This is a genomic window from Thermomonospora sp. CIF 1, from assembly GCF_001896795.1.
GTDB lineage: Bacteria > Actinomycetota > Actinomycetes > Streptosporangiales > Streptosporangiaceae > Thermomonospora > Thermomonospora curvata.
This window is the reverse complement of sequence record NZ_MOYN02000007.1, coordinates 270,299-292,692: the sequence shown is the minus strand read 5'-3', so window position 1 is coordinate 292,692 and position 22,394 is coordinate 270,299. Positions and strand designations below refer to the sequence as shown.

At 68.3% G+C, this 22,394-nt stretch carries 11 protein-coding genes, 1 tRNA gene, 3 rRNA genes and 1 pseudogene; 9 read left to right on the top strand and 7 right to left on the bottom strand.

Features of this window, described 5'->3' with window-relative positions; translation table 11 throughout:
- Positions 1-132: 132 nt before the first annotated feature.
- The 8 genes from BUE48_RS04045 (at position 133) to BUE48_RS04010 (ending at position 10,894) form a co-directional block, all read left to right on the top strand.
- Positions 133-747, top strand: a complete 615-nt coding sequence (locus BUE48_RS04045; protein ID WP_012851189.1) for a TetR/AcrR family transcriptional regulator — start codon at positions 133-135, stop codon at positions 745-747.
- 51 nt (positions 748-798) lie between these two features.
- A complete protein-coding gene (locus tag BUE48_RS04040; protein ID WP_286988894.1) occupies positions 799-3,171 on the top strand; it encodes a helicase-associated domain-containing protein in 2,373 nt (790 codons plus the stop codon).
- 600 nt (positions 3,172-3,771) lie between these two features.
- Positions 3,772-3,832: transfer RNA gene (locus BUE48_RS04035), tRNA-Ser, on the top strand.
- 206 nt (positions 3,833-4,038) lie between these two features.
- Positions 4,039-5,595 (top strand): vWA domain-containing protein, encoded by a 1,557-nt coding sequence (locus tag BUE48_RS04030; RefSeq protein ID WP_286988893.1) that lies wholly within the window; start codon positions 4,039-4,041, stop codon positions 5,593-5,595.
- 457 nt (positions 5,596-6,052) lie between these two features.
- Positions 6,053-7,579, top strand: coding sequence for a class I adenylate-forming enzyme family protein (locus tag BUE48_RS04025; protein ID WP_286988891.1), 1,527 nt, complete (start codon positions 6,053-6,055; stop codon positions 7,577-7,579).
- Positions 7,580-7,824: 245 nt separating this feature from the next.
- Positions 7,825-8,271 (top strand): hypothetical protein, encoded by a 447-nt coding sequence (locus BUE48_RS04020; RefSeq protein ID WP_012851185.1) that lies wholly within the window; start codon positions 7,825-7,827, stop codon positions 8,269-8,271.
- Positions 8,272-8,349: 78 nt separating this feature from the next.
- Positions 8,350-10,002, top strand: a complete 1,653-nt coding sequence (locus BUE48_RS04015) for a DNA repair helicase XPB (protein WP_286988889.1) — start codon at positions 8,350-8,352, stop codon at positions 10,000-10,002.
- 751 nt (positions 10,003-10,753) lie between these two features.
- Positions 10,754-10,894 (top strand): hypothetical protein, encoded by a 141-nt coding sequence (locus BUE48_RS04010; RefSeq protein WP_286988888.1) that lies wholly within the window; start codon positions 10,754-10,756, stop codon positions 10,892-10,894.
- 569 nt (positions 10,895-11,463) lie between these two features.
- On the opposite strand, the gene rrf is transcribed toward BUE48_RS04010, so the two are convergent.
- From rrf to BUE48_RS24455, 5 genes are all read right to left on the bottom strand, one after another.
- Positions 11,464-11,580: ribosomal RNA gene (rrf, locus tag BUE48_RS04005) — 5S ribosomal RNA — on the bottom strand.
- A 273-nt stretch (positions 11,581-11,853) separates the two neighbouring features.
- Positions 11,854-14,980, bottom strand: a 23S ribosomal RNA gene (locus BUE48_RS04000).
- A gap of 479 nt (positions 14,981-15,459) precedes the next feature.
- Positions 15,460-16,990: ribosomal RNA gene (locus BUE48_RS03995) — 16S ribosomal RNA — on the bottom strand.
- The 16S, 23S and 5S rRNA genes sit together here, the layout of an rRNA operon.
- A 642-nt stretch (positions 16,991-17,632) precedes the next feature.
- A complete protein-coding gene (locus BUE48_RS03990) occupies positions 17,633-17,980 on the bottom strand; it encodes a hypothetical protein (RefSeq protein ID WP_041439299.1) in 348 nt (115 codons plus the stop codon).
- 298 nt (positions 17,981-18,278) lie between these two features.
- Positions 18,279-19,121: a VTC domain-containing protein gene (locus BUE48_RS24455; RefSeq protein ID WP_353745269.1), complete on the bottom strand. Its 843-nt coding sequence runs from the start codon at positions 19,119-19,121 to the stop codon at positions 18,279-18,281.
- A 38-nt stretch (positions 19,122-19,159) separates the two neighbouring features.
- On the opposite strand from BUE48_RS24455, the pseudogene BUE48_RS24450 reads away from it, so the two are divergent.
- Positions 19,160-19,588, top strand: a pseudogene (locus BUE48_RS24450) (winged helix-turn-helix domain-containing protein); the annotation flags it as partial.
- A 60-nt stretch (positions 19,589-19,648) separates the two neighbouring features.
- Here BUE48_RS24450 and BUE48_RS03980 read toward each other — a convergent pair.
- Positions 19,649-20,272: an LURP-one-related family protein gene (locus BUE48_RS03980; protein ID WP_286988886.1), complete on the bottom strand. Its 624-nt coding sequence runs from the start codon at positions 20,270-20,272 to the stop codon at positions 19,649-19,651.
- A 134-nt stretch (positions 20,273-20,406) separates the two neighbouring features.
- The gene (gene groL, locus BUE48_RS03975; RefSeq protein ID WP_012851179.1) at positions 20,407-22,029 is read right to left on the bottom strand and encodes a chaperonin GroEL; all 1,623 of its coding nucleotides are present in this window, start codon (positions 22,027-22,029) and stop codon (positions 20,407-20,409) included.
- Positions 22,030-22,394 lie beyond the last annotated feature (365 nt).

The window sequence follows — 22,394 nt, the reverse complement described above, 5'->3', positions numbered from 1 at the left end:
TGCCGCAGCGTGTTCCCGCAGCCTAGTGCGCCGGGCCGGGAAGGTGGGCGCCATCACTTTTTCGGACGTGCAGCGCCCGAGTGCGTGCACGCGCCCCGCCTCGATGCCCTACTGTTCTGGCGGAGGACTCACATGACGCTATCCACGCGCGAGCGGATCGTGGCCGAATCGCTTCGGCTTTTCGCCGACCGCGGTTACGCCGCGACATCTGTTGCCGAGATCGAGGCCGCGGCCGGGCTGTCTCCGGGCGCGGGCGGCCTGTACCGCCACTTCCGTTCCAAGGAAGAGGTGCTGGCCGCCGCGATCCGCGAGCACATCACCCGTACCCGCGAGCAGATCGCCACCGTCATGGAGATCGCCGCCGAGCACTCCGATCTGCCGCTGGAGACCCGGCTGAAGATGGCCTGCAAGACGGGGCTGGCCAAAATGCGCGAGGAACAGGACCTGATCCGGGTGCTGTTCCGCGACCTGGACCAGTTCCCCAACCTGATCGCCGAGATGCGCGAGGGCCTGGTCAAGCCGCTGTACGACAGCATCGCCACCTGGCTGTCGGCCCAGCCGGAGTACGCCGATGCGGACGCCGACTGGCCGGCGATCGCCACGGTGCTCGGCGGCGCGGTGGTCAACTACTGGCTGTCGACCGAGTCGCTGCACGAGTCACCCACCCGCGTCGATGAGAGCCGCTTCGTCGAGGCCTGGGCCCGCCTGGCGCTCGGCCTGGTCACCAACGAGCGCAGCCCCGCCTGACCCGTCCGGCGGCGCCCGGCCCCCTCGGCGCCTCCCACTACGGTGGGAGAGATGGACAGCTACGCCGACTGGCTGCGCGCCCGCGACGACGCACAACTGCGCGCGCTGCTCGCCGCACGGCCTGAGCTGATCACCCCCGTACCGGCGGATCTGACCGCCCTCGGCGCACGGGCGGCCACGCCCGCGGCCATCGCCCGGGCGCTGGACCGCCTGGACCGCTTCGCCCTGGCGGTGCTGGAGACGCTGCTGGTCCTCCCCCAGCCGGCCCCGCGGGAGGCGGTCGTGCGGGAGCTGACCGCCTGCACCGACGCCACCGCCGACGACGTCACCGAAGTGCTGGAGCGGCTGCGCACCTGCGGCCTGGTCTGGGACGACGGCGACGCCGACGGCCCGCTGCGCACCGCCCCCGGCCTGCGCCGGGCACTGCCGCACCCGGCCGGGCTCGGCCCGCCCGCCGCCGAGCTGCTGGCCGCCTACCCCTTGGAACGGCTCTTGGAGCTGGTCGCCGACACCGGCGGCCACGGCCCGCGCGGCTTCCCCGACACCGCCGCCCTGATCGAGACGCTGGTCGCGCGGCTGACCGACCCGGGCGAGCTGCTCGAGCAGGCCGGGCCGCAGGCGCGCGCCGCGCTGGAGCAGCTGGCCTGGGGACCGCCGGTGGGACGGGTCGCCGAGGCCCGCCGCGCCGTGCGCGCCGCCACCGCCCAGACCCCCATCGAGCACCTGCTGGCCCGCGGGCTGCTGGCCGCCACCGACGACCACACCGTCACGCTGCCCCGCGAGGTCGCCTTGTACCTGCGCGGCGGCAGGCTGTTCCGGGACCTCACCGCACGCCCGCCGGCGACGCGGGCGGCGATGCCGCACCCGGCGGAGCTGGTGGCCCGCACCGCCGCCGGCCAGGCGCTGACCGTCGTGCGGCTGACCGAGGACCTGCTGGAGCGGTGGGGCCTGCGACCGCCGGCCGTGCTGCGCAGCGGCGGGCTGGGAGTCCGGGACCTGCGCGCCGCCGCCGAGGCGCTGGACGTGGCCGAATGGCAGGCCGCGCTGCTCATCGAGACCGCTCACAGTGCCGGGCTGCTGGCACGCTCCAGCGACCAGGGGGTGGACGGCGAGTGGCTGCCCACCCGCGCCTTCGACCTGTGGCGGCTGCGCGAGAACGCCGACCGCTGGAGCGAGCTGGCCGCCGCCTGGCTGCACAGCGACCGGGTGGCGGGCCTGGTCGGCGAGCGCGACGAACGCGACCGGGTGATCAACGCGCTGGGCGCAGAGCCGGTGCGCCCGGCCGCCCCGCAGATCCGCCGGGCGGTGCTGGCGGTGCTGGTGCAGGCCGGCGGGGCGCTGCCGGCCGAGCAGATCCGTGACCGGCTGGCCTGGGAGCAGCCCCGCCGCCGCGGCGCGCTGCGCGACCGGCTGGTGGACTGGACGCTGCGGGAGGCCGAGCTGCTGGGCCTGACCGCCTTCGGCGCCCCGGCCCCCCATGCCCGCCCGCTGCTGGAGGGCGCCGGCCTTCCCGAGGTGGCCGCCGCGCTGGCCGAGCACCTGCCCACGCCGGTGGCGGAGATCCTCATCCAGGCCGATCTGACCGCCGTGGCGCCCGGGCCGCTGGTTCCGGAACTGGCCCGGGAGCTGGCGCTGACCGCCGACGTGGAGTCCACCGGCGGCGCCACCGTCTACCGCTTCACCGAGGCGTCGGTGCGCCGCGCCCTGGACGCCGGACGCTCGGCCGCCGAGCTGATCGAACTGCTGACCCGGCACTCGGCCACCCCGCTGCCGCAGCCGCTGACCTATCTGATCGAGGACGTGGCGCGGCGGCACGGCCGGCTGCGGGTGGGCGCCATGAGCTCTTATGTGCGCGCCGACGACCCGGCCCTGCTGGAGGAGGTGCTGGCCGACCGGCGGGCCCAGGCGCTGCCGCTGCACCGGCTGGCCCCGACCGTGCTGGCCTCTCCGCTGCCGCGGGCCGAGCTGCTGGAGGCGCTGCGCGGGCTGGGGCTGTCGCCGGTCGCCGAATCCCCCGAGGGCGGCGTGGTCATCACCCGGCCCGACTCCTACCGGGCCGACACCCCCGCCGACGCCGGCCCGGTCCGCACCTTTGCGGCGGACGAGTGCGACCCGGCGGTGATCGACGCCGCGGTGCGGGCGTTGCGCGCCGGCGACGCGGCGGCCCGCCTCAGCGCACCCGCGGGCGAGCCGCCGCGCTCCCCGTCCATGACCACGGTGGAGGAGCTGCGGCAGGCCGCCAAGCGGGGCGTTCGCGTGTGGATCGGCTACCTCGACCAGGAAGGCCGGGCCTCCAGCCGCATCGTGGAGCCGATCAGCGTCGACGGCGGTTTCCTGACCGGATACGACGCCACCAGGGCCGCGGTGCACCGTTTCGCGCTGCACCGCATCACCGGCGTCGCCGAGCTCGAAGACGGCGAATAAATAGCGTTGCGCCGTTTTCCCGGACACGGCACAGTGGAAGCCGTCCGCACGGCCCCGCTGACGGAAAGGAGGACACCATGCCGGCTCCACCGCGGCGAAATACCCGCCGCACGCACGGCGGCCGCTGTGTTCTCCGACCAGCGGAGCCGGGACGGCGCAGACTTTGAGCCTTTTTCCGCATCCGCCTCGCCTCCTCGCGGCGTCCCCTTCGGCAGGCGGCTCGCCGCGCAGGCCATGGGCCATGTGGTGAAAAAGGTGCACCGCCCCGCACGGCACGGCGGACGTCCCGCCGGCCGGAAAAGGGCCCCTGCGACGATCGTCCGGGCGCCGGTGCGCAGGCGAGGGTTACTTCCCCATCCTGACGGATTCGGTTCACCCCCGCCGCACCCGACCTCGGCGCCCGACGCACCAGAACACCATCTCCCCAGGTCAGGACCGGTGACCTGGACGGCCCGGCGACGGATGCCCGCCCCAGACCCCAAAAAGGCTCAACCCGATTCTCACCTCCCGACGCCCCCGCCACGGGCCCGGTCTTTCAGCTCACCTGAAAGAGCGGACCCCAAAGCTCGGGAGGAAGCATCCGAATGCGCGCCCGATGCGCAGGCAGCGGTTACTTCCGCTTATAACGGAGAGGTCATGGGTTCGATTCCCATCCGCCCGACTCCCCGGGCGGTAGCTCAGTGGTCAGAGCACTTTGCACCGCAGCCGATTTAATCTCGGGCGCCTCGAAAATCCCCTCCCGGTGCGCAGTCCGGAGTTACTTCGGTGGATATCGGGTTCGACTCCTGAAACGGTCCCGCACAGGGACTGAAAACACTTCGGACGGCTCGACCTCGGGAGGCCACCGCCCCAGGAGGGCAGCGACAGATGGCGAAGTTCAACCGCGTGCGCCGCAAGGGCGCCACCAGCCCGATCAAGACCGCCGACCGCGCGACCGGCCGCACCCACGAGGGCGCGCCGGGCCACCTGCGGGACACCAAGAGCGAGCTCTTCCTGCTCGCGGTGTCGAACATGGTCGGCGAGCAGACCTTCTACGAGGGCGCCTCGGCGCGGGACGCCCGCTTCCGCACCCTGGTCGGCGAGGTGGCGCTGCACGACCCGGGCTGGCTGACCCGCATGATCGGCTGGCTGCGCAACGAGGCCGGCATGCGCTCGGCGAGCGTGGTGGCCGCGGCCGAGGGCGTGATGTCCCGGCTGTGCGCGTCGGCCGCCGGCGGCAACCGGCGGCTCATCGACGCGGCGCTGCAGCGCGCCGACGAGCCCGGTGAGCTGATCGCCTACTGGCACGGCCGGTACGGGCGGGCGCTGCCGCAGCCGGTCAAGCGCGGCATCGCCGACGCGGTCCGCCGGCTTTACGACGAGCGGTCGCTGATCAAGTACGACAGCGGCGAGGTCCGTTTCGGCGACGTCCTGGAGCTGACCCACCCGGCGCCGGTGGCGCCCTGGCAGGGCGACCTGTTCAAGCACGCCATCGACCGGCGGCACGGCCGCGGCCGGGACATCCCCCGCTCGCTGACCGTGCTGCGGGCCCGCGCCGAGCTGCTGGCGCTGCCGGTGGGCGAGCGGCGCGCGCTGCTGGAGCGGCCGGACGCCCCGCAGGTGCTGGCGGCGGCCGGGATGACCTGGGAGTCGCTGGCCGGCTGGGTGCAGGGCCCGCTGACCGCGCGCTTCTGGGAGGCGATCATCCCGTCCATGGGCCTCTTCGCCCTGCTGCGCAACCTGCGCAACTTCGACCGGGCGGGCATCGGCGAGCAGGCCGCCGAGGCGGTCGCCGCCCGGCTGGCCGACCCCGCGCAGGTCCGCCGCTCCAAGCTGCTGCCGATCCGGTTCCTGGCCGCCTGCCGGCAGGCGCCGTCGCCGCGCTGGGCGTGGCCGCTGCAGCGGGCGCTGGACGCCTCGCTGGCGAACGTGCCGCGCCTGCCGGGCCGCACGCTGGTGCTGGTGGACCGGTCGGGTTCGATGTTCACGCCGATGTCGGCACGCAGCAAGATCACCCAGGCCGACGCCGCCGCCGTCTTCGGCACCGCCCTGGCGCTGCGCGCCGAGCACGCCGACCTGGTGCAGTTCGGCACCACGCACCAGGCGGTGCCCTTCCGGCGCGGCGAGCCGGTGCTCAAGGTGGTCGAGCGGTTCGACTGGCTGGGCGGCACCGACACCGCCGAGGCGGTGCGCGCCCACTACCGCGGCCACGACCGGGTGGTCATCGTGACCGACGAGCAGGCCTGGGCGGGCCCGCACGGCGCCGAGCCCACCGCCGCGGTGCCCGAGCAGGTCCCGGTCTACACCTGGAACCTGGTGGGCTACCAGTACGGCCACGGCCCGTCCGGCACCGGCACCCGGCACACCTTCGGCGGCCTGTCGGACGCCGCGTTCGCGATGATCCCCCTCCTGGAGCGCGGCCAGAAGGCCGACTGGCCGTTTTGAAGCAGCCCGTCTCCGGCGGCGCCCCGCCGGAGACGGGCGCGCCCGCGTCTTCCCCAACGGATGCCCCGAAGGCTCGGGGACGGAAGCCGCGACGGCGCTCCGTGCGTGGCGTCCCAGACCATGGGACCGTCCAGACTGCGACGTACCCGCATGCAGCGCCACTCCGGCCGCAATCGGACATTTCGCACATGTGTTCGCGCCGGTGGCGTGCGGTGCGCGGGCGGGGCACGCTCTGGCCGGGGCGCTTGGGGGAGGATGCACCGAAAAGACCCGGTTGTGATCACGGCCCAACGCCGGGGACGCCGCATTGGGGGCGGCGATATTGACGCCCGCACCGGAAAACGGTCCTCTGAACCGGAGGGGATCTTGCCAACACGGCCCGCACCCGGCCCCGGCGCAGGTCACGCGGTGCGGGCGTGGCGCAGGTCCGGTGGTCACGCGGTGAAAGGGGCACCGGATGGAGCGGACTCTCGGCAGGCTGTCCGAGCGGGCCTGGGAGCGGTTCGACGACTATGACGCGCTGTTCTTCGAGGGCCGCTGGTACCGCAGCCGGGAACTGGCCGAGCGGACCCGCCGGGTGGCCGGGGGACTGACCGACCTGGGCGTGCGGCCCGGCGACCGGGTCGTGGTGATGATGGCCAACTGCCCGGAGGTGGGGATCACCTACCAGGCGCTGTGGCGGGCCGGAGCCGTGGTCACCCCGGTGGTGTTCCTGGTCTCGCCCGAGGAGCTGCGGCACATCCTCACCGACAGCGGCGCCCGGGTCGTCGTGACCACCGCCGAGGTGCTGCCCACCGTCCAAAAGGCCGCCCACGACCTGGACGTGCAGATCGTCCTGGTCGGCGAGACGACGGCAGAGGGCACCGTCCCTTATGAGGAGCTGGCGCGGGCCGACGAGCTGCCGCTGATCGACCGGGACGAACAAGACCTGGCGGCGCTGATGTACACCGGCGGCACCACCGGCCGCGCCAAGGGCGTCATGCTCACCCACGCCGGCCTGTACGCCGCCTCCCTGGCCTCCTGGGAGGCCAGCACCGCCCAGCACGTGAACCGGGTGATCGTCCCGCTGCCGCTCTCACACGCCTACGGGATGATCGTGACGCTGATCGGGCTGCAGTCGCAGGTGCCCCGCAGCACCGTGCTGCTGCGCTGGTTCGACGCCAAGGAGTGGCTGCGCCTGGCCTCCGCGCACCGCGCCCAGCTCGCCCCGCTGGTCCCCGCCATGATCGGCATGCTGCTGGCCGAACCCGCCCTGGAGGCCACCCCGCTGCCGGACCTGCGCTACATCACCTGCGGTTCGGCCCCGCTGCCCCGCGAATCCCTGGAGGAGTTCGAACGGCGGGTGCCCGGCGTGCAGATCATGGAGGGCTACGGGATGACCGAGACCAGCGCGGTCTGCGCGGTCAACCGGCCCGGGGCCAGGAAGGCCGGCAGCGTGGGCCGCCCGCTGCCCGGCTATGAGATCACCATCCGCGACGAGGACGGCAACGCGCTGCCGCCCGGCCGCGACGGCGAGATCTGCGTGCGGGCCGGGTGCCTGATGAAGGGCTACTGGCGGGCGGCAGAGGCCACGGCCGGCGCCCTGATCGACGGCGAGCTGCGCACCGGCGACATCGGCCACCTGGACTCCGACGGCTTCCTGTTCATCGTGGACCGCAAGAAGGACCTGATCATCCGGGGCGGTTTCAACGTGTTCCCCCGCGATGTGGAGGACGCCCTGATGGAGCACCCGGCGGTCGCCAAGGCCGGCGTGGTCGGCCGCCCCGACCCCCGCCTCGGCGAGGAGGTCGTCGCCTTCGTCTCCCTGGTCCCCGGTGCGACGGCCACCCCGCAGGAGCTGATCGCCTGGACCCGCGACCGGATCGGCAAGATCAAGTACCCCCGGGAGGTCCACGTGATCGACGCGATCCCGATGACCAGCGTCTTCAAGACCGACCGCAAACGGCTGCGGCAGATGCTCGCCGAAGCACCGCCGGCCGGCTGACCCTCCTTCGGCACGCGCTCTTCAGCGCCCAAGGCGGGCGCATGGCCCGAGGTCTCAGGGCTCAGGCCGCGATGCGCCCGCCTCGACCTGCGAAGACGGCGCGTTGAAAGAGGCGTGCCGAGCACGCCCGGGCCCTGCGGATCGTCCAGTGGCCGGCGACGGCGAAACTTCCGGATACGGTGGCGGACCAGAGACGGGAAACGGCTGGATCAGCCCCGTCGGCGCCGCCGCACAGGAGGACCCGCATGAGTGGCCACGGGAACGAGTCACCGGAGGGCCGGCCCGCCCCGCACCTCCCCCGAGGCGGCCAGGATCTCCCGACACAGCCGAAGCGGGACTGGGCTCCCCTGTCCCCCCGGCAGCCGCCCGCACACGAAACACCCGGCCACGACTACGGCTACGGCCCGCCGGGCGTGCCGCGGGTGCCCGTCGACCACTCCCTCCCCCTCACGGCGCTGGTCTGCAACGGCATCGCCACGCTGATCTGCTGCAACGTGCTGTGCATCGGCGGCATCGTCACCGCGGCCCTGGCGCTGGGCAGCGCGCACACCGACCCCGAGGAATCCCAGAACCTGGCGAAATGGAGCTGGGCGATCCTCATCGCGTCCGTCGCCCTGCAGGTCATCGCCCTCATCTTCCTGGTGGAGCAGGGCTTCTTCGAAAACGACGACGCTCCTTCCGGCAGTGTCTGACCGGAGGGAAGACACCGTCCGCTCAAGCTTGTTGCACACTGAACGCACTCCGCCCGACCAGCCGCTACGAGGTTGCCCGTGACCGACGGTCCGCTCATCGTCCAGTCCGACAAGACCCTGCTGCTGGAAGTCGGCCACGAGCAGGCCGACGACTGCCGCCGGGACATCGCCCCGTTCGCCGAACTGGAACGGGCGCCCGAGCACGTCCACACCTACCGGATCACCCCGCTGGCGCTGTGGAACGCCCGCGCCGCCGGCCACGACGCCGAGCAGGTCGTGGACGTGCTGCTGCGCTACTCGCGCTACCCGGTGCCGCACGCGCTGCTGGTCGACGTCGCCGACACCATGTCCCGCTACGGGCGGCTGCGGCTGGAGAAGGACCCGGCGCACGGCCTGGTGCTGACCTCCACCGACCGGTCGGTCCTGGAGGAGGTGCTGCGCTCCAAGAAGGTCAAGCCGATGCTGGGGGCGCGCATCGACGAGGACACCGTCATCGTCCACCCCAGCCAGCGCGGCCACCTCAAGCAGGCGCTGCTGAAGCTGGGCTGGCCCGCCGAGGACCTGGCCGGGTACGTCGACGGCGAGGCCCACCCGGTGACGCTGGTCGAGGACGGCTGGGCGCTGCGCCCCTACCAGCGGGAGGCGGCCGACGCGTTCTGGCACGGCGGCTCGGGCGTGGTGGTGCTGCCCTGCGGGGCGGGCAAGACCATCGTCGGCGCCGCCGCCATGGCCCGCGCCCGGGCCACCACGCTGATCCTGGTGACCAACACCGTCTCCGCCCACCAGTGGAAGCAGGAGCTGCTGCGCCGCACGTCCCTGACCGAGGACGAGATCGGCGAATACAGCGGCGCCCGCAAGGAGATCCGCCCGGTCACCATCGCCACCTACCAGATCATGACCACCCGCCGCAAAGGCGCCTACCCGCATCTGGAGCTGCTGGACGCCCGCGACTGGGGCCTGGTGATCTACGACGAGGTGCACCTGCTGCCCGCGCCGATCTTCCGGATGACCGCCGAGCTGCAGGCCCGCCGCCGCCTCGGCCTGACCGCCACCCTGGTGCGCGAGGACGGCCGGGAGGACGATGTGTTCTCCCTCATCGGCCCCAAGCGCTACGACGCGCCGTGGAAGGAGATGGAGGCCCAGGGCTGGATCGCCCCCGCCGACTGCGTCGAGGTCCGGGTGACGCTGACCGAGTCCGAGCGGCTGGCGTACGCGACCGCCGAGCCGGAGGACCGCTACCGCCTGTGCGCCACCGCCCACACCAAGACCCGCGTCATCGAGTCCCTGGTGGCGCGGCACCGCGGCGAGCAGATCCTGGTCATCGGCCAGTACATCGACCAGCTGGACGAGCTGTCGGCGCTGCTGGACGCCCCCGTCGTCAAGGGCGACACCCGCATCCGGGAACGCGAGCGTCTCTTTGCGTCCTTCCGCTCCGGGGAGCTGCCGGTGCTGGTGGTCTCCAAGGTCGCCAACTTCTCCATCGACCTGCCCGAGGCGTCCGTGGCCATCCAGGTCTCCGGCGCCTACGGCTCCCGCCAGGAGGAGGCGCAGCGCCTGGGCCGGGTGCTGCGTCCCAAGTCCTCCGGCAAGGGCGCCCGATTCTACGCCGTCGTCGCCCGCGACACCCTCGACCAGGAGTACGCCGCCCACCGCCAGCGTTTCCTGGCCGAACAGGGCTACGCCTACCGCATCGTCGACGCCGAGGCCGTCCTGGCCGGCGAGGACATCTGACCCCGCCCCTTCCGGCCGCCGGCGACATCAAAGCCGGGCGCGGTGCACGAAGACCCGTTCCGGCCGAACATCGGTTCCCGGCGAAGCCGCCACGCCGGTTGAGAGCGGCGCCTTGCGCCAGGCTCGCTCCAGTGGACGCCGCTTCAAGCAGAGTCCCCGAAGGAGATTGCCGGTGACCTGAGCCGGGTGCGGAGCGCAACGGCTCGTTCCGGCCGAGCGCCGGCCTTTGAACGGAACCTCCGAGCCGGTTGCCACCGGTTGTCTTGAGCCGAGTGCGGCTCGCACCGACCCACTCCCACCGGCCACCGGCTTCGAGCAGAGAGGCCGAACCGGCTGCCGGGGCAGGCCCGTGCTCCGCTAACCGGCTGTGCGCGGCCTGCGCGTCCGGGGCGAACGGCCGCCGCGCGCCTCAAGCAACGCCGGCGTGCCCTGTGTCAGGTCACCTTGCCCCGAGCCGGATCGGCGCCATCGTCCAAGCCGCACTGGTCTTGAACAACGTCTGGCGGTGACTTTCGTTGAGAAAGCCTTCACTGTGCCTGCAGGGGAGTGCCGGTAGTTCTTGGTGGTGTTGCGGCGCCAGTCACGACCAACCGTAGAGCACGGCTGCGCGTAGGGTTCGAGGCTGAAGCCTTGGCGGTGGTTTCCGGCTTCCGGACGCCGAGAATTCCAGTGCCATCGGCGGCCTTGCCCTTGGCCATAGCATGATCAAGAGAGTGGGCCGCCGCAAGCACTCGTCGGTCATCCATGTCCCGTGTCGCCACTGGCGGTGACGGTCTATCCGGCGGCCGCGCACAGGGGACATACCCGGATCAGGGGCATCTTCTACGCAGAAGGCGGCGCGTCCTTCGTGCGCAAGGAGACGCCGTTGATCAAGTCTCAGGAGGCGGTGTGAGGGTGCTCAGGTTCCATGACTGAGTCGAAGCCCGCTGACGAGACCACCGACGACGTTAGGGCGAGGGCCTCCCGAAGCTCTGCGAAGAAGGGTGAGTCACCTTGCCCGTCGTCCAGCTTCTGGAGGTGAATCAACGTCAGCCCCGACAGGTCGATCAAAGGAGACTGGTGGGCGCGTTCCTGGTCCTGCATGGCCTTCCCCCTCGCGGTGACCACCGGTGTTCGCCGCAACGACGGCGTCGATCTGCACGGAAACAACAAAACGCTCTCTCGTTCATAGTGCCATGCTCCAGGGGCCATGACCATTCCCGAAGCTCTGCCCGTGGCTTGGAGGAGCAGACGATCATCGAGCGCCCGGGCCCGTGCCGAAACAAACCCCGGAAGGGGAAACCCCACCCGAAACCAGCAAGAAAAACCAACCCGCAAACACGACAACAACAAAAAAGAGGAGACCCCGCCCCACCACCCATAGGACCAGACCCCCTCCCACGAAAAACAAAAAAAGGACCCGCCCCCCTCGAGGGTTTTCACCCTCCAAAAAGGGGGACAGGCCCTTTTTCGACGTGTGTGTTCCGGCGGTGACCTACTCTCCCACACAGTCTCCCATGCAGTACCATCGGCGCTGGAGGGCTTAACTACCGGGTTCGGAATGGGACCGGGTGTTTCCCCTCCGCCATAACCACCGGAACGCCCAACCCCCACCCCAACCCCCCAAGAGGCCGACCACACCCTCCCCACTCCCCGGGGAAGGGGCCAGACCCACCGGCGGGCCGGTGAGGAAACCCATCATGGACGCTCCCCCCACCCCACACTACAAAACAGGGCGGGAACAGTGGGAACACTCGCTCACGCTGTTCACTTATCAACCAGGACCACACCCACCCCTTGCGGGTGCGGGGTTGTTTCCTGTGAACCACACAGGGACACGAACACCTGTTGACTGCCCAACCACCCAACGGTGTAGGCAAGCCACTCGGCTTATTAGTACCGGTCCACTCCACCCCTCACAGGGCTTCCATGCCCGGCCTATCAACCCAGTCATCTCCTGGGAGCCTTACCCCCACCCCGAAGGGCGGGGAGGGAGACCTCATCTCGGGGCAGGCTTCCCGCTTAGATGCTTTCAGCGGTTATCCCTCCCGAACGTAGCCAACCAGCCATGCCCCTGGCGGGACAACTGGCACACCAGAGGTTCGTCCGTCCCGGTCCTCTCGTACTAGGGACAGCCCCCCATCAAGTCTCCTACGCGCGCAGCGGATAGGGACCGAACTGTCTCGCGACGTTCTAAACCCAGCTCGCGTGCCGCTTTAATGGGCGAACAGCCCAACCCTTGGGACCTACTCCAGCCCCAGGATGCGACGAGCCGACATCGAGGTGCCAAACCATCCCGTCGATATGGACTCTTGGGGAAGATCAGCCTGTTATCCCCGGGGTACCTTTTAGCCGTTGAGCGACACCCCTTCCACACGGAGATGCCGGATCACTAGGCCCTGCTTTCGCACCTGCTCGACACGTCCGTCTCACAGTCAAGCTCCCTTGTGCCCTTGCACTCACCACCTGATGACCAACCAGGCTGAGGGAACCTTTGGGCGCCTCCGTTACCCTTTAGGAGGCAACCGCCCCAGTTAAACTACCCACCAGGCACTGTCCCCCACCCGGATCCACGGGCGCGGGTTAGACGCTCGAAATGACCAGAGTGGTATTTCACCAACGACTCCACCCGAACTAGCGTCCAGGCTTCACAGTCTCCCACCTATCCTACACAAGCCACCTCAAACGCCAATACCAAGCTGTAGTGAAGGTCCCGGGGTCTTTCCGTCCTGCTGCGCGAAACGAGCATCTTTACTCGTACTGCAATTTCGCCGGGCCTGTGGTTGAGACAGCGGGGAAGTCGTTACGCCATTCGTGCAGGTCGGAACTTACCCGACAAGGAATTTCGCTACCTTAGGATGGTTATAGTTACCACCGCCGTTTACCGGCGCTTAGATTCTCACCTTCACCCCCGAAGGGGTTAAGCGGTCCTCTTAACGTTCCGGCACCGGGCAGGCGTCAGTCCGTATACAGCGTCTTACGACTTCGCACGGACCTGTGTTTTTAGTAAACAGTCGCTTCCCCCTGGCCACTGCGACCCCACCCAGCTCCCCCAGCACGTGGGTTCACCAGACAGGGCCCCCCTTCTCCCAAAGTTACGGGGGCAATTTGCCGAGTTCCTTAACCACAGTTCACCCGAACGCCTCGGTATTCTCTACCTGACCACCTGAGTCGGTTTAGGGTACGGGCCGCCGGCATGCTCGCTAGAGGCTTTTCTCGGCAGCATGGGATCACTCACTTCGCCTAAAACGGCTCGGCATCGCACCTCACCCTCAATGCGCGGCGGATTTGCCTACCGCGCGGGCCACATGCTTACCCCAGGACAACCACCGCCTGGGCTGAGCTACCCTCCTGCGTCACCCCATCGCTTACCTACTACCCCGTCGGGTCCCAGCCTCCCCGCAAACACCCACGACCCGAAGGTCGCAGGGGCGGTTCGGGTGGTTAGCATCCGGAGGTTCGATATGGGCGCATACCAGCGGGTACGGGAATATCAACCCGTTGCCCATCGACTACGCCTCACGGCCTCGCCTTAGGTCCCGACTTACCCTGGGCGGAACAGCCTGCCCCAGGAACCCTTAGTCATCCGGCGCACACGATTCTCACGTGTGACTCGCTACTCATGCCTGCATTCTCACTCCCGCAGCCTCCACCACTCGATCCCTCGGCGGCTTCACCGGCTACAGGACGCTCCCCTACCCACCCCGCGCCCTCCCAAGGAGAACACGAGATGCCACGGCTTCGGCGGTGTGCTTGAGCCCCGCTACATTGTCGGCGCGGAATCACTTGACCAGTGAGCTATTACGCACTCTTTCAAGGATGGCTGCTTCTAAGCCAACCTCCTGGTTGTCACGGCAACTCCACATCCTTTACCACTTAGCACACGCTTCGGGGCCTTAGCCGATGATCTGGGCTGTTTCCCTCTCGACCACGAAGCTTATCCCCCGCAGTCTCACTGCCGCGCTCAACTTACCGGCATTCGGAGTTTGGCTGACTTCGGTAACCCGGTAAGGCCCCTAGGCCATCCAGTAGCTCTACCTCCGGCAAGCACCACGCGACGCTGCACCTAAATGCATTTCGGGGAGAACCAGCTATCACGGAGTTTGATTGGCCTTTCACCCCTAGCCACAGGTCATCCCCCAGGTTTTCAACCCTGGTGGGTTCGGGCCTCCACACCGTCTTACCGGCGCTTCACCCTGCCCATGGCTAGATCACCCCGCTTCGGGTCCACAGCATGCGACTCAAACGCCCTCTTCAGACTCGCTTTCGCTACGGCTACCCCACACGGGTTAACCTCGCCACACACCATGACTCGCAGGCTCATTCTTCAAAAGGCACGCCATCACCAACCCCACCAAAGGCAGGGCCAACGGCTCTGACGGCTTGTAGGCATACGGTTTCAGGTACTCTTTCACCACCCCTCACCGGGGCACTTTTCACCATTCCCTCACGGTACTAGTCCGCTATCGGTCACCAGGAAGTATTTAGCCTTACCACGTGGTCGTGGCAGATTCACACGGGATTCCACGGGCCCCGTGCTACTCGGGACAACGCCCGGGAGCCGCATGCGTTTCGCCTACCGGACTCTCACCGTCTACGGTCGACCATCCCAGATCGTTCGGCTACACACACGGTTTCTCACTCCCCGCCAGGCCGGCGGACCCAGCTGGGCGCTCCCACAACCCCGCACACGCAACCCCCGCCGGGTATCACACGCGCACGGTTTAGGCTCCTCCGCTTTCGCTCACCACTACTCACGGAATCACAATTTGTTTTCTCTTCCAGCGGGTACTGAGATGTTTCACTTCCCCGCGTTCCCACCAACCGCCCTATACATTCAGACGGCGGCGACACCCCATGACAGGTGCCAGGTTACCCCATTCGGAAATCCCCGGATCACAGCCTGGTTGCCGGCTCCCCGAGGCATATCGCAGGCTCCCACGTCCTTCATCGGCTCCTGGTGCCAAGGCATCCACCGTATGCCCTTACCAACTTACCAACACCAACCCCTCCACAAAAAAGGGAGGAAACAGGTGGTCGGGCAATCAACAGATGCTCGCGTCCACTATGCAGTTCACAAAAAACAACCGGACAACCACACCCACACACCCCACCACCAGGCAGAGCGCCAGGCACGTGGCCCCGAACAGTCCGAGAAAACCAACCCCCAAAGAGGCCCGTTTCCTCAGGACCCAACAGTGTGCCCAACCCACCCAAGCCCCCGACACCGGAGGTTCCACACCCCGAACCCCACCCCCCGCACAGGGAGAAGCAAGGCTCCGACCCCTCAGTCAAGAGGAGCCATCCGACACCGTCGGATGCGGGTAGTACTGACCGGGCAGCAACCCAGGCAGGTTGACTAGCCAGTGTTCCACGATTTGCGAGCACCGGTCCGAGGCACCCACGGCCCCGTAGACCGAAACCCTGAACCACACCAACACCACACAAGTGCCGGCAGGTTGGACAAGTGCTCCTTAGAAAGGAGGTGATCCAGCCGCACCTTCCGGTACGGCTACCTTGTTACGACTTCGTCCCAATCGCCAGCCCCACCTTCGACCGCTCCCCCCCTTACGGGTTAGGCCACGGGCTTCGGGTGTTGCCGACTTTCGTGACGTGACGGGCGGTGTGTACAAGGCCCGGGAACGTATTCACCGCAGCGTTGCTGATCTGCGATTACTAGCGACTCCGACTTCACGAAGTCGAGTTGCAGACTTCGATCCGAACTGAGACCGGCTTTTAGGGATTCGCTCCACCTCACGGTATCGCAGCCCTCTGTACCGGCCATTGTAGCATGTTTGCAGCCCAAGACATAAGGGGCATGATGACTTGACGTCGTCCCCACCTTCCTCCGAGTTGACCCCGGCGGTCTTCCATGAGTCCCCGGCATAACCCGCTGGCAACATGGAACGAGGGTTGCGCTCGTTGCGGGACTTAACCCAACATCTCACGACACGAGCTGACGACAGCCATGCACCACCTGTCACCCGCCCCCGAAGGGACCCTGCATCTCTGCAGGTTTTCGGGTGATGTCAAGCCTTGGTAAGGTTCTTCGCGTTGCGTCGAATTAAGCAACATGCTCCGCCGCTTGTGCGGGCCCCCGTCAATTCCTTTGAGTTTTAGCCTTGCGGCCGTACTCCCCAGGCGGGGCGCTTAATGCGTTAGCTACGGCGCGGAATCCGTGGAAGAACCCCACACCTAGCGCCCAACGTTTACGGCGTGGACTACCAGGGTATCTAATCCTGTTCGCTCCCCACGCTTTCGCTCCTCAGCGTCAGAACAGGCCCAGAGCACCGCCTTCGCCACCGGTGTTCCTCCCGATATCTGCGCATTTCACCGCTACACCGGGAATTCCATGCTCCCCTACCTGCCTCTAGCCTGCCCGTATCCACCGCAAACCCACGGTTAAGCCGTGGGCTTTCACGACAGACGCGACAAGCCGCCTACGAGCTCTTTACGCCCAATAATTCCGGACAACGCTCGCGCCCTACGTATTACCGCGGCTGCTGGCACGTAGTTAGCCGGCGCTTCTTCTGCACCTACCGTCCAAACTTCGTCGGTGCTGAAAGGGGTTTACAACCCGAAGGCCTTCATCCCCCACGCGGCGTCGCTGCGTCAGGCTTTCGCCCATTGCGCAAGATTCCCCACTGCTGCCTCCCGTAGGAGTCTGGGCCGTGTCTCAGTCCCAGTGTGGCCGGTCGCCCTCTCAGGCCGGCTACCCGTCGTCGCCTTGGTAGGCCGTCACCCCACCAACAAGCTGATAGGCCGCGAGCCCATCCCCGACCGAACCCCCAAAAAGAGGGAACTTTCCACCCCCCACCATGCGACAGAAGGTGAATATCCGGTATTAGACCCAGTTTCCCAGGCTTATCCCAGAGTCGAGGGCAGGTTACTCACGTGTTACTCACCCGTTCGCCGCTCGAGTACCCCCGAAGGGGCCTTTCCGCTCGACTTGCATGTGTTAAGCACGCCGCCAGCGTTCGTCCTGAGCCAGGATCAAACTCTCCACCAAAGGCCACACACCCACCCGGCACAAACACACCAGGTGAGCCAAACCTTCAGACGAGATCAAACGATCCCAACAACATCATCCTCTGACGAGGAACCACAACCCCCACCCACACCAGGCAGAGGCTGACACAAGGCACTGGCTTTTGACACACTGTTGAGTTCTCAAGAAACGGACACCCACCAGGTCCGGGATTCTTGCGAACCCCTTTTCCCGGGGCGACCAATTTCAGGTTATCAGATCCGTCCGGCGAGTCAAATTCGCCGACTTTTCTGATTCGCCTTTCCGGGCATGCCCGAAGACACGCTCTTCAAGGCGGTGGTCGCACATCGGATCGGCTTGGATCCAAGGACCCGGCCTCTCCGACCCACCATCGCTGCCCGGGCACGGCGAGCCATGCCCTGTCAGTCCGCTGGTGGTTCCCCTGGGCCGGCCGCCTGCTCGGCGTCCCGCTCCCCGTGGGGCGAAGAGAACGTTATGCCCCTGGCCGCCTTACGTCAAACCGACACACGCGGCCCGGGAGTCCCCCGTTGCCCTTCGTTCCCCCTGCGGGCTGTGGACTCCTCCTCCTTCCCAGGGCACCACCTGCGTAAACATCCCGACCGAGACCACCTGCGACGGGTCTTGCGGGAACCGGCCGGCCCGCTACGGCTGAGCCAGGGTTCCGCCGACGAAGACGACCCCCTCGGCGAGCGCCCACAGGGCGGCGGCGAAGGTCAGCGTCCCGACCAGCCGCCCGGGACGGCGCCGCACCGCGGGCAGCGCCCAGGCCAGCAGGACGGCGAGGGCCGCCGGGACGGCCACGAGCAGGGAGGCCAGCACGGCGGTGGCGAACCCGTCGGTGCAGCTCGGGTCGAGACGGCCGGAGATCTCACAGAACGCCTTCTCCCCCCAGCCGCCGACGGCGGTGAAGGCCCACAGCGCGGCGAGAGCGCAGTCAGCGATCATCGGGACGGCGGGCGAGACCCACCACCCGTCGATGTCTCCCGGCATGGCCCGCACATGAGGAACGTACCGCCGGCAGACGCTTCGGGAAAGGTTCTGAAGATCTTTCCGCTGCAAATCCGGTGGCGCGGCCCGATCCGGCGGGGGAGGCCACATCCCCCTCCAGCCTCTGCTCCCCGGAACCCAAGCGTGGGTACCTCACTGCCGAACCTTTTCCAACATGCCCTCCCCGCAGGTCGAGAGTAAGGATTTCCCACTCAGGGACGACGCTGTGACCTGGGACGTTGCGACACCGGACACCAGCAGGGCTCCTGTCCCGGCTCCTTGGCCACGTTCTCGGAAAGTCTCACCGTCCCGGCCCGGAGCACGACCTCATCATTGCCTGCAATGCCCCCTGCAGCCTGCGAAAATGAAATATCACAAGGAACCATCGAGGTTTCCTCTTCGGGAAATCCCGTAGGGGCGGCAAAGAATCGACGAAACCTGGGCCAGAATTTCGGCGCTCCCGCCACCGTGGATGAGGATTCCCCGCTCCGGCCGCCGTTTCCGCTTCGTCAGAGAACACCGCGTCGCACAGCCGCTCAGCGCACGCGTTCGGAGGGCATGCGGTCCCAAGGGCCTCCCCGGTCCTGGCCGCCGAAATAGCGGCGCAGCACCGGGCGCCGGGGATTGGCCCGCGGGGATAGAGGACAGCCACGGCCAGGCGGTACTTGCCGATACTCACCGGATGAACCCCGAGGCTGCGGCAACAGCCGGTCCACCGGGGCGTCGGCGTGGCCGGTCTTCGACTCCACCGATACCCGGCGGGGTCCGCGGCCACCGACCGCCTCTTGCGGACGCAGGCGAGGCCGGCGTCGAAGATCACCCGGCTCGGCGTCGGGGTTGGCACGAACGTGGCGCGCAAACAGCCGGTGGTCGCCGTGGGGACCAGGACGTCCGGTGAGTTCATCCGGTACGCGGTGGGCAGGCCGTCCTCCAGGAAGCGCATGGCCTCGTCGGTGAGTCCCGCCCGATGAGCGGCGTCGTAGCGTATGCGCTGCTTGTCGGTGACTCCCCGGGCACCGGAAAGTTTCTGCTCCGGCATGCACCCCTCACTGTCCAGATACGTGCGGGTGCGGGTCCTGAAGCGACGTCTGCGGCCCTGCCGGTGCGGGAGGAAGCGAGACAAGCGCGGACCGGGGCTGGTCATCGTGGCGTCCATCGCCAAGGCGCACGGCGGGACGGCCTATGTGGACAACGTGTTGGAAGACGGCGCACGGTTCGTCCTGGGTCTGCCGTCGCGGTCGGCGTACGGAGGCGGCGGGCCGGAGGGGACCTTGGTTCTGCCGCCTGGTCCCTGGCCAGAGGGGACGAACGGGCGGACTGCCGAGGGCGCTGCTTCCTTTGGGCCGGATGTGGAGAGCGGCCGGGCGCTCCCGGGCAGGAGGACGATGCTCGAACCGGCGGGATCTGAGTTCGGATCCGCGGGCCCGGGTGGCCGCACGCACGGCCGATCCGAGCGCCCGGGAGTTCGCCCTGGCCGAGATGTTCTGCCGGCATCCCGACCAGGTGCTGACCCGTGAGCAGCCGCTCAGTCACGTGCGGGGCTTCGACTTCGGCCCCGTCTCCGGCATCGTGGACGTCTGCATCCGTTGCCCGCGGCGCAAGCTGGGCGCCTCCCCGCGTCGAGACCGTGCGCGGCGTGGGCTGCCGGCCGCGCCCACGGCCGGCGGCTTCTTAGAGGATGTCTTTGCTTTCGTGCAGGGTGAGGTCGAGGACGACCGGGAGGGTGAGGATGAGGGTGCGCAGCCTCTCGTCGATCCGGTTGGCCACGAAGTCGATCGTGTAGCGGTCGGCGTGGGTGAACAGCTCCGCCCGCAGCCCGGCCCACTTCTTGTCGACCTGGGCGACGTGCCGGTCGTCGGCGTCGGTCACGGCGAACTTCTTCAGCCCCAGGTCCCCGGTGGCCTTGCCGATCGTCTTCTCTTCGGCGTCGGTGAGGGTGTAGTGGCGGGTGGTCCGGGCGGCCTGGATGGTGCCGACCACCTCGCCTTCGAACATGGCGTCGCCTTGGGCGTCCAGGTTGGGGCGGCGGATGCGGGTGTAGCGGTTGGAGGCGTGTTTCTCGATGATGAGCAGGGGTTTTTCGGCGGCGTCGCGCAGCAGCAGCGTCCGGGCGCCGGCCAGGACGCTGCCGGGCAGGGCGGCCCGCACGGCCGTGAGCTTGGTCCGTTCGCTGGTCTCCAGCGCCGAGGCGACCTTGGTGCCCTGAGGGTCGAAGTAGTCGTACTGGTTGCGGGTGGCGATCACTTTGCGTGGCTGTTCCACCCGCAGCGAGGGGAGGTTGAACAGTTCCGTCACATTCCGCAGTATGGCCAATTCTCGCCGTCTTGTGTGCCCGCCCGTGGACTCGCCGGCCGGGCCCGGACGGCGAAGGGCGGCCCCGGGAGTCCGGGGCCGCCCTCGTGTGTCGCCGTGCTATGCGATGGGCGGGATCAGAAGTCCATGTCGCCGCCGCCCGGCGCGGCCGGGGCCTTCTCCTTCTCCGGCTTCTCGGCGATGACCGCCTCGGTGGTCAGGAACAGCGCCGCGATGGAGGCGGCGTTCTGCAGGGCCGAGCGGGTCACCTTGGCCGGGTCGATGATGCCCTTTTCGAACATGTCCACGTACTCGCCGGTGGCCGCGTCCAGACCCTGGCCCGGAGGCAGGTTGCGGACCTTCTCGACCACCACGCCGCCCTCCAGGCCGGCGTTCACGGCGATCTGCTTGATCGGCTCCTCCAGAGCGCGCTTGACGATCGCCGCACCGGTGGCCTCGTCGCCGGTCAGCTCCAGCTTGTCGAAGGCCTTGGCGCTGGCCTGCAGCAGGGCCACGCCACCGCCGGGGACGATGCCCTCCTCCACGGCGGCCTGGGCGTTGCGGACGGCGTCCTCGATGCGGTGCTTGCGCTCCTTCAGCTCCACCTCGGTGGCCGCACCGGCCCGGATCACCGCCACGCCGCCGCGCAGCTTGGCCAGCCGCTCCTGCAGCTTCTCCCGGTCGTAGTCGGAGTCGGTGTTCTCGATCTCGGTGCGGATCTGGTTGATCCGGCCCTCGATCTCGGCGGCGTCACCGGCGCCGTCCACGATGGTGGTCTCGTCCTTGGTCACCACGACCTTGCGGGCCTTGCCCAGCATGTCGAGGGTGGTGTTCTCCACCTTCAGGCCGATCTCCTCGGAGATGACCTGGCCGCCGGTCAGGGTGGCGATGTCGCCCAGCATGGCCTTGCGGCGGTCACCGAAGCCGGGGGCCTTGACCGCGATGGACTTGAAGATGCCGCGGATCTTGTTGACCACCAGGGTGGCCAGGGCCTCGCCCTCGACGTCCTCGGCGATGATCAGCAGCGGCTTGCCGGCCTGCATCACGGCCTCCAGGACCGGCAGCAGGTCCTTGTTGGCCGAGACCTTGCCCTGGACGATCAGGATGTAGGGGTCGTCGAGGACGGCCTCCATCCGCTCGGGGTCGGTGACGAAGTAGGGCGAGATGTAGCCCTTGTCGAAGCGCATACCCTCGGTCAGCTCCAGCTCCAGACCGAAGGTGTTGCTCTCCTCAACGGTGATCACACCGTCCTTGGTCACCTTGTCCATCGCCTCGGCGATGATCTCCCCGATCCGGGTGTCACCGGCCGAGATCGAGGCGGTCGAAGCGATCTGCTCCTTGGTCTCCACATCCTTGGCCAGCTTGGACAGCTCCTCGCTGACCCGCTCCACCGCCGCCTCGATACCGCGCTTGAGCGCCATCGGGTTCGCCCCGGCGGCCACGTTCCGCAGACCCTCACGCACCAGCGCCTGCGCCAGCACGGTGGCCGTGGTGGTGCCGTCACCGGCCACATCGTCGGTCTTCTTGGCGACCTCCTTGACCAGCTCGGCGCCGATCTTCTCCCAGGGGTCCTCCAGCTCGATCTCCTTGGCGATCGACACGCCGTCGTTGGTGATCGTGGGAGCGCCCCACTTCTTCTCCAGCACCACGTTGCGGCCCTTGGGACCCAGCGTCACCTTGACCGCGTCGGCAAGCTGGTTCATCCCGCGCTCAAGACCCCGGCGGGCCTCCTCGTCGAACGCGATCATCTTTGCAGCCATAGGCTCCAGTCCTCCCGGAACGAGGTGGCTATCACGGATCGAGCCGACGCCCGCGACGGACGACCCACCCGACGGCACCCCTTCAGCCGCCGGAGTGAGGCCTCATCGCCCCGACCCCTAGACTGTGGGATTGTCACTCTCCACAGTAGAGTGCCAACCGTTTTTTAGCACTCTACCCTGCCGAGTGCAAGCGATGGACCCGCCTCCGACGAAGTGTTCACCAGCCCGTCGGCACCCGCTCTGACCTGCGAAAACATCGCCGATCCCGGACCTGGCCGAGCGCCGGGCCGCCGGGGCGGGCGGCGCGTCGCGGGCTCTCGTCCATGATCGTCGAGAGGGCGCCTGCGAGCCGAAGTCCGTGCTGC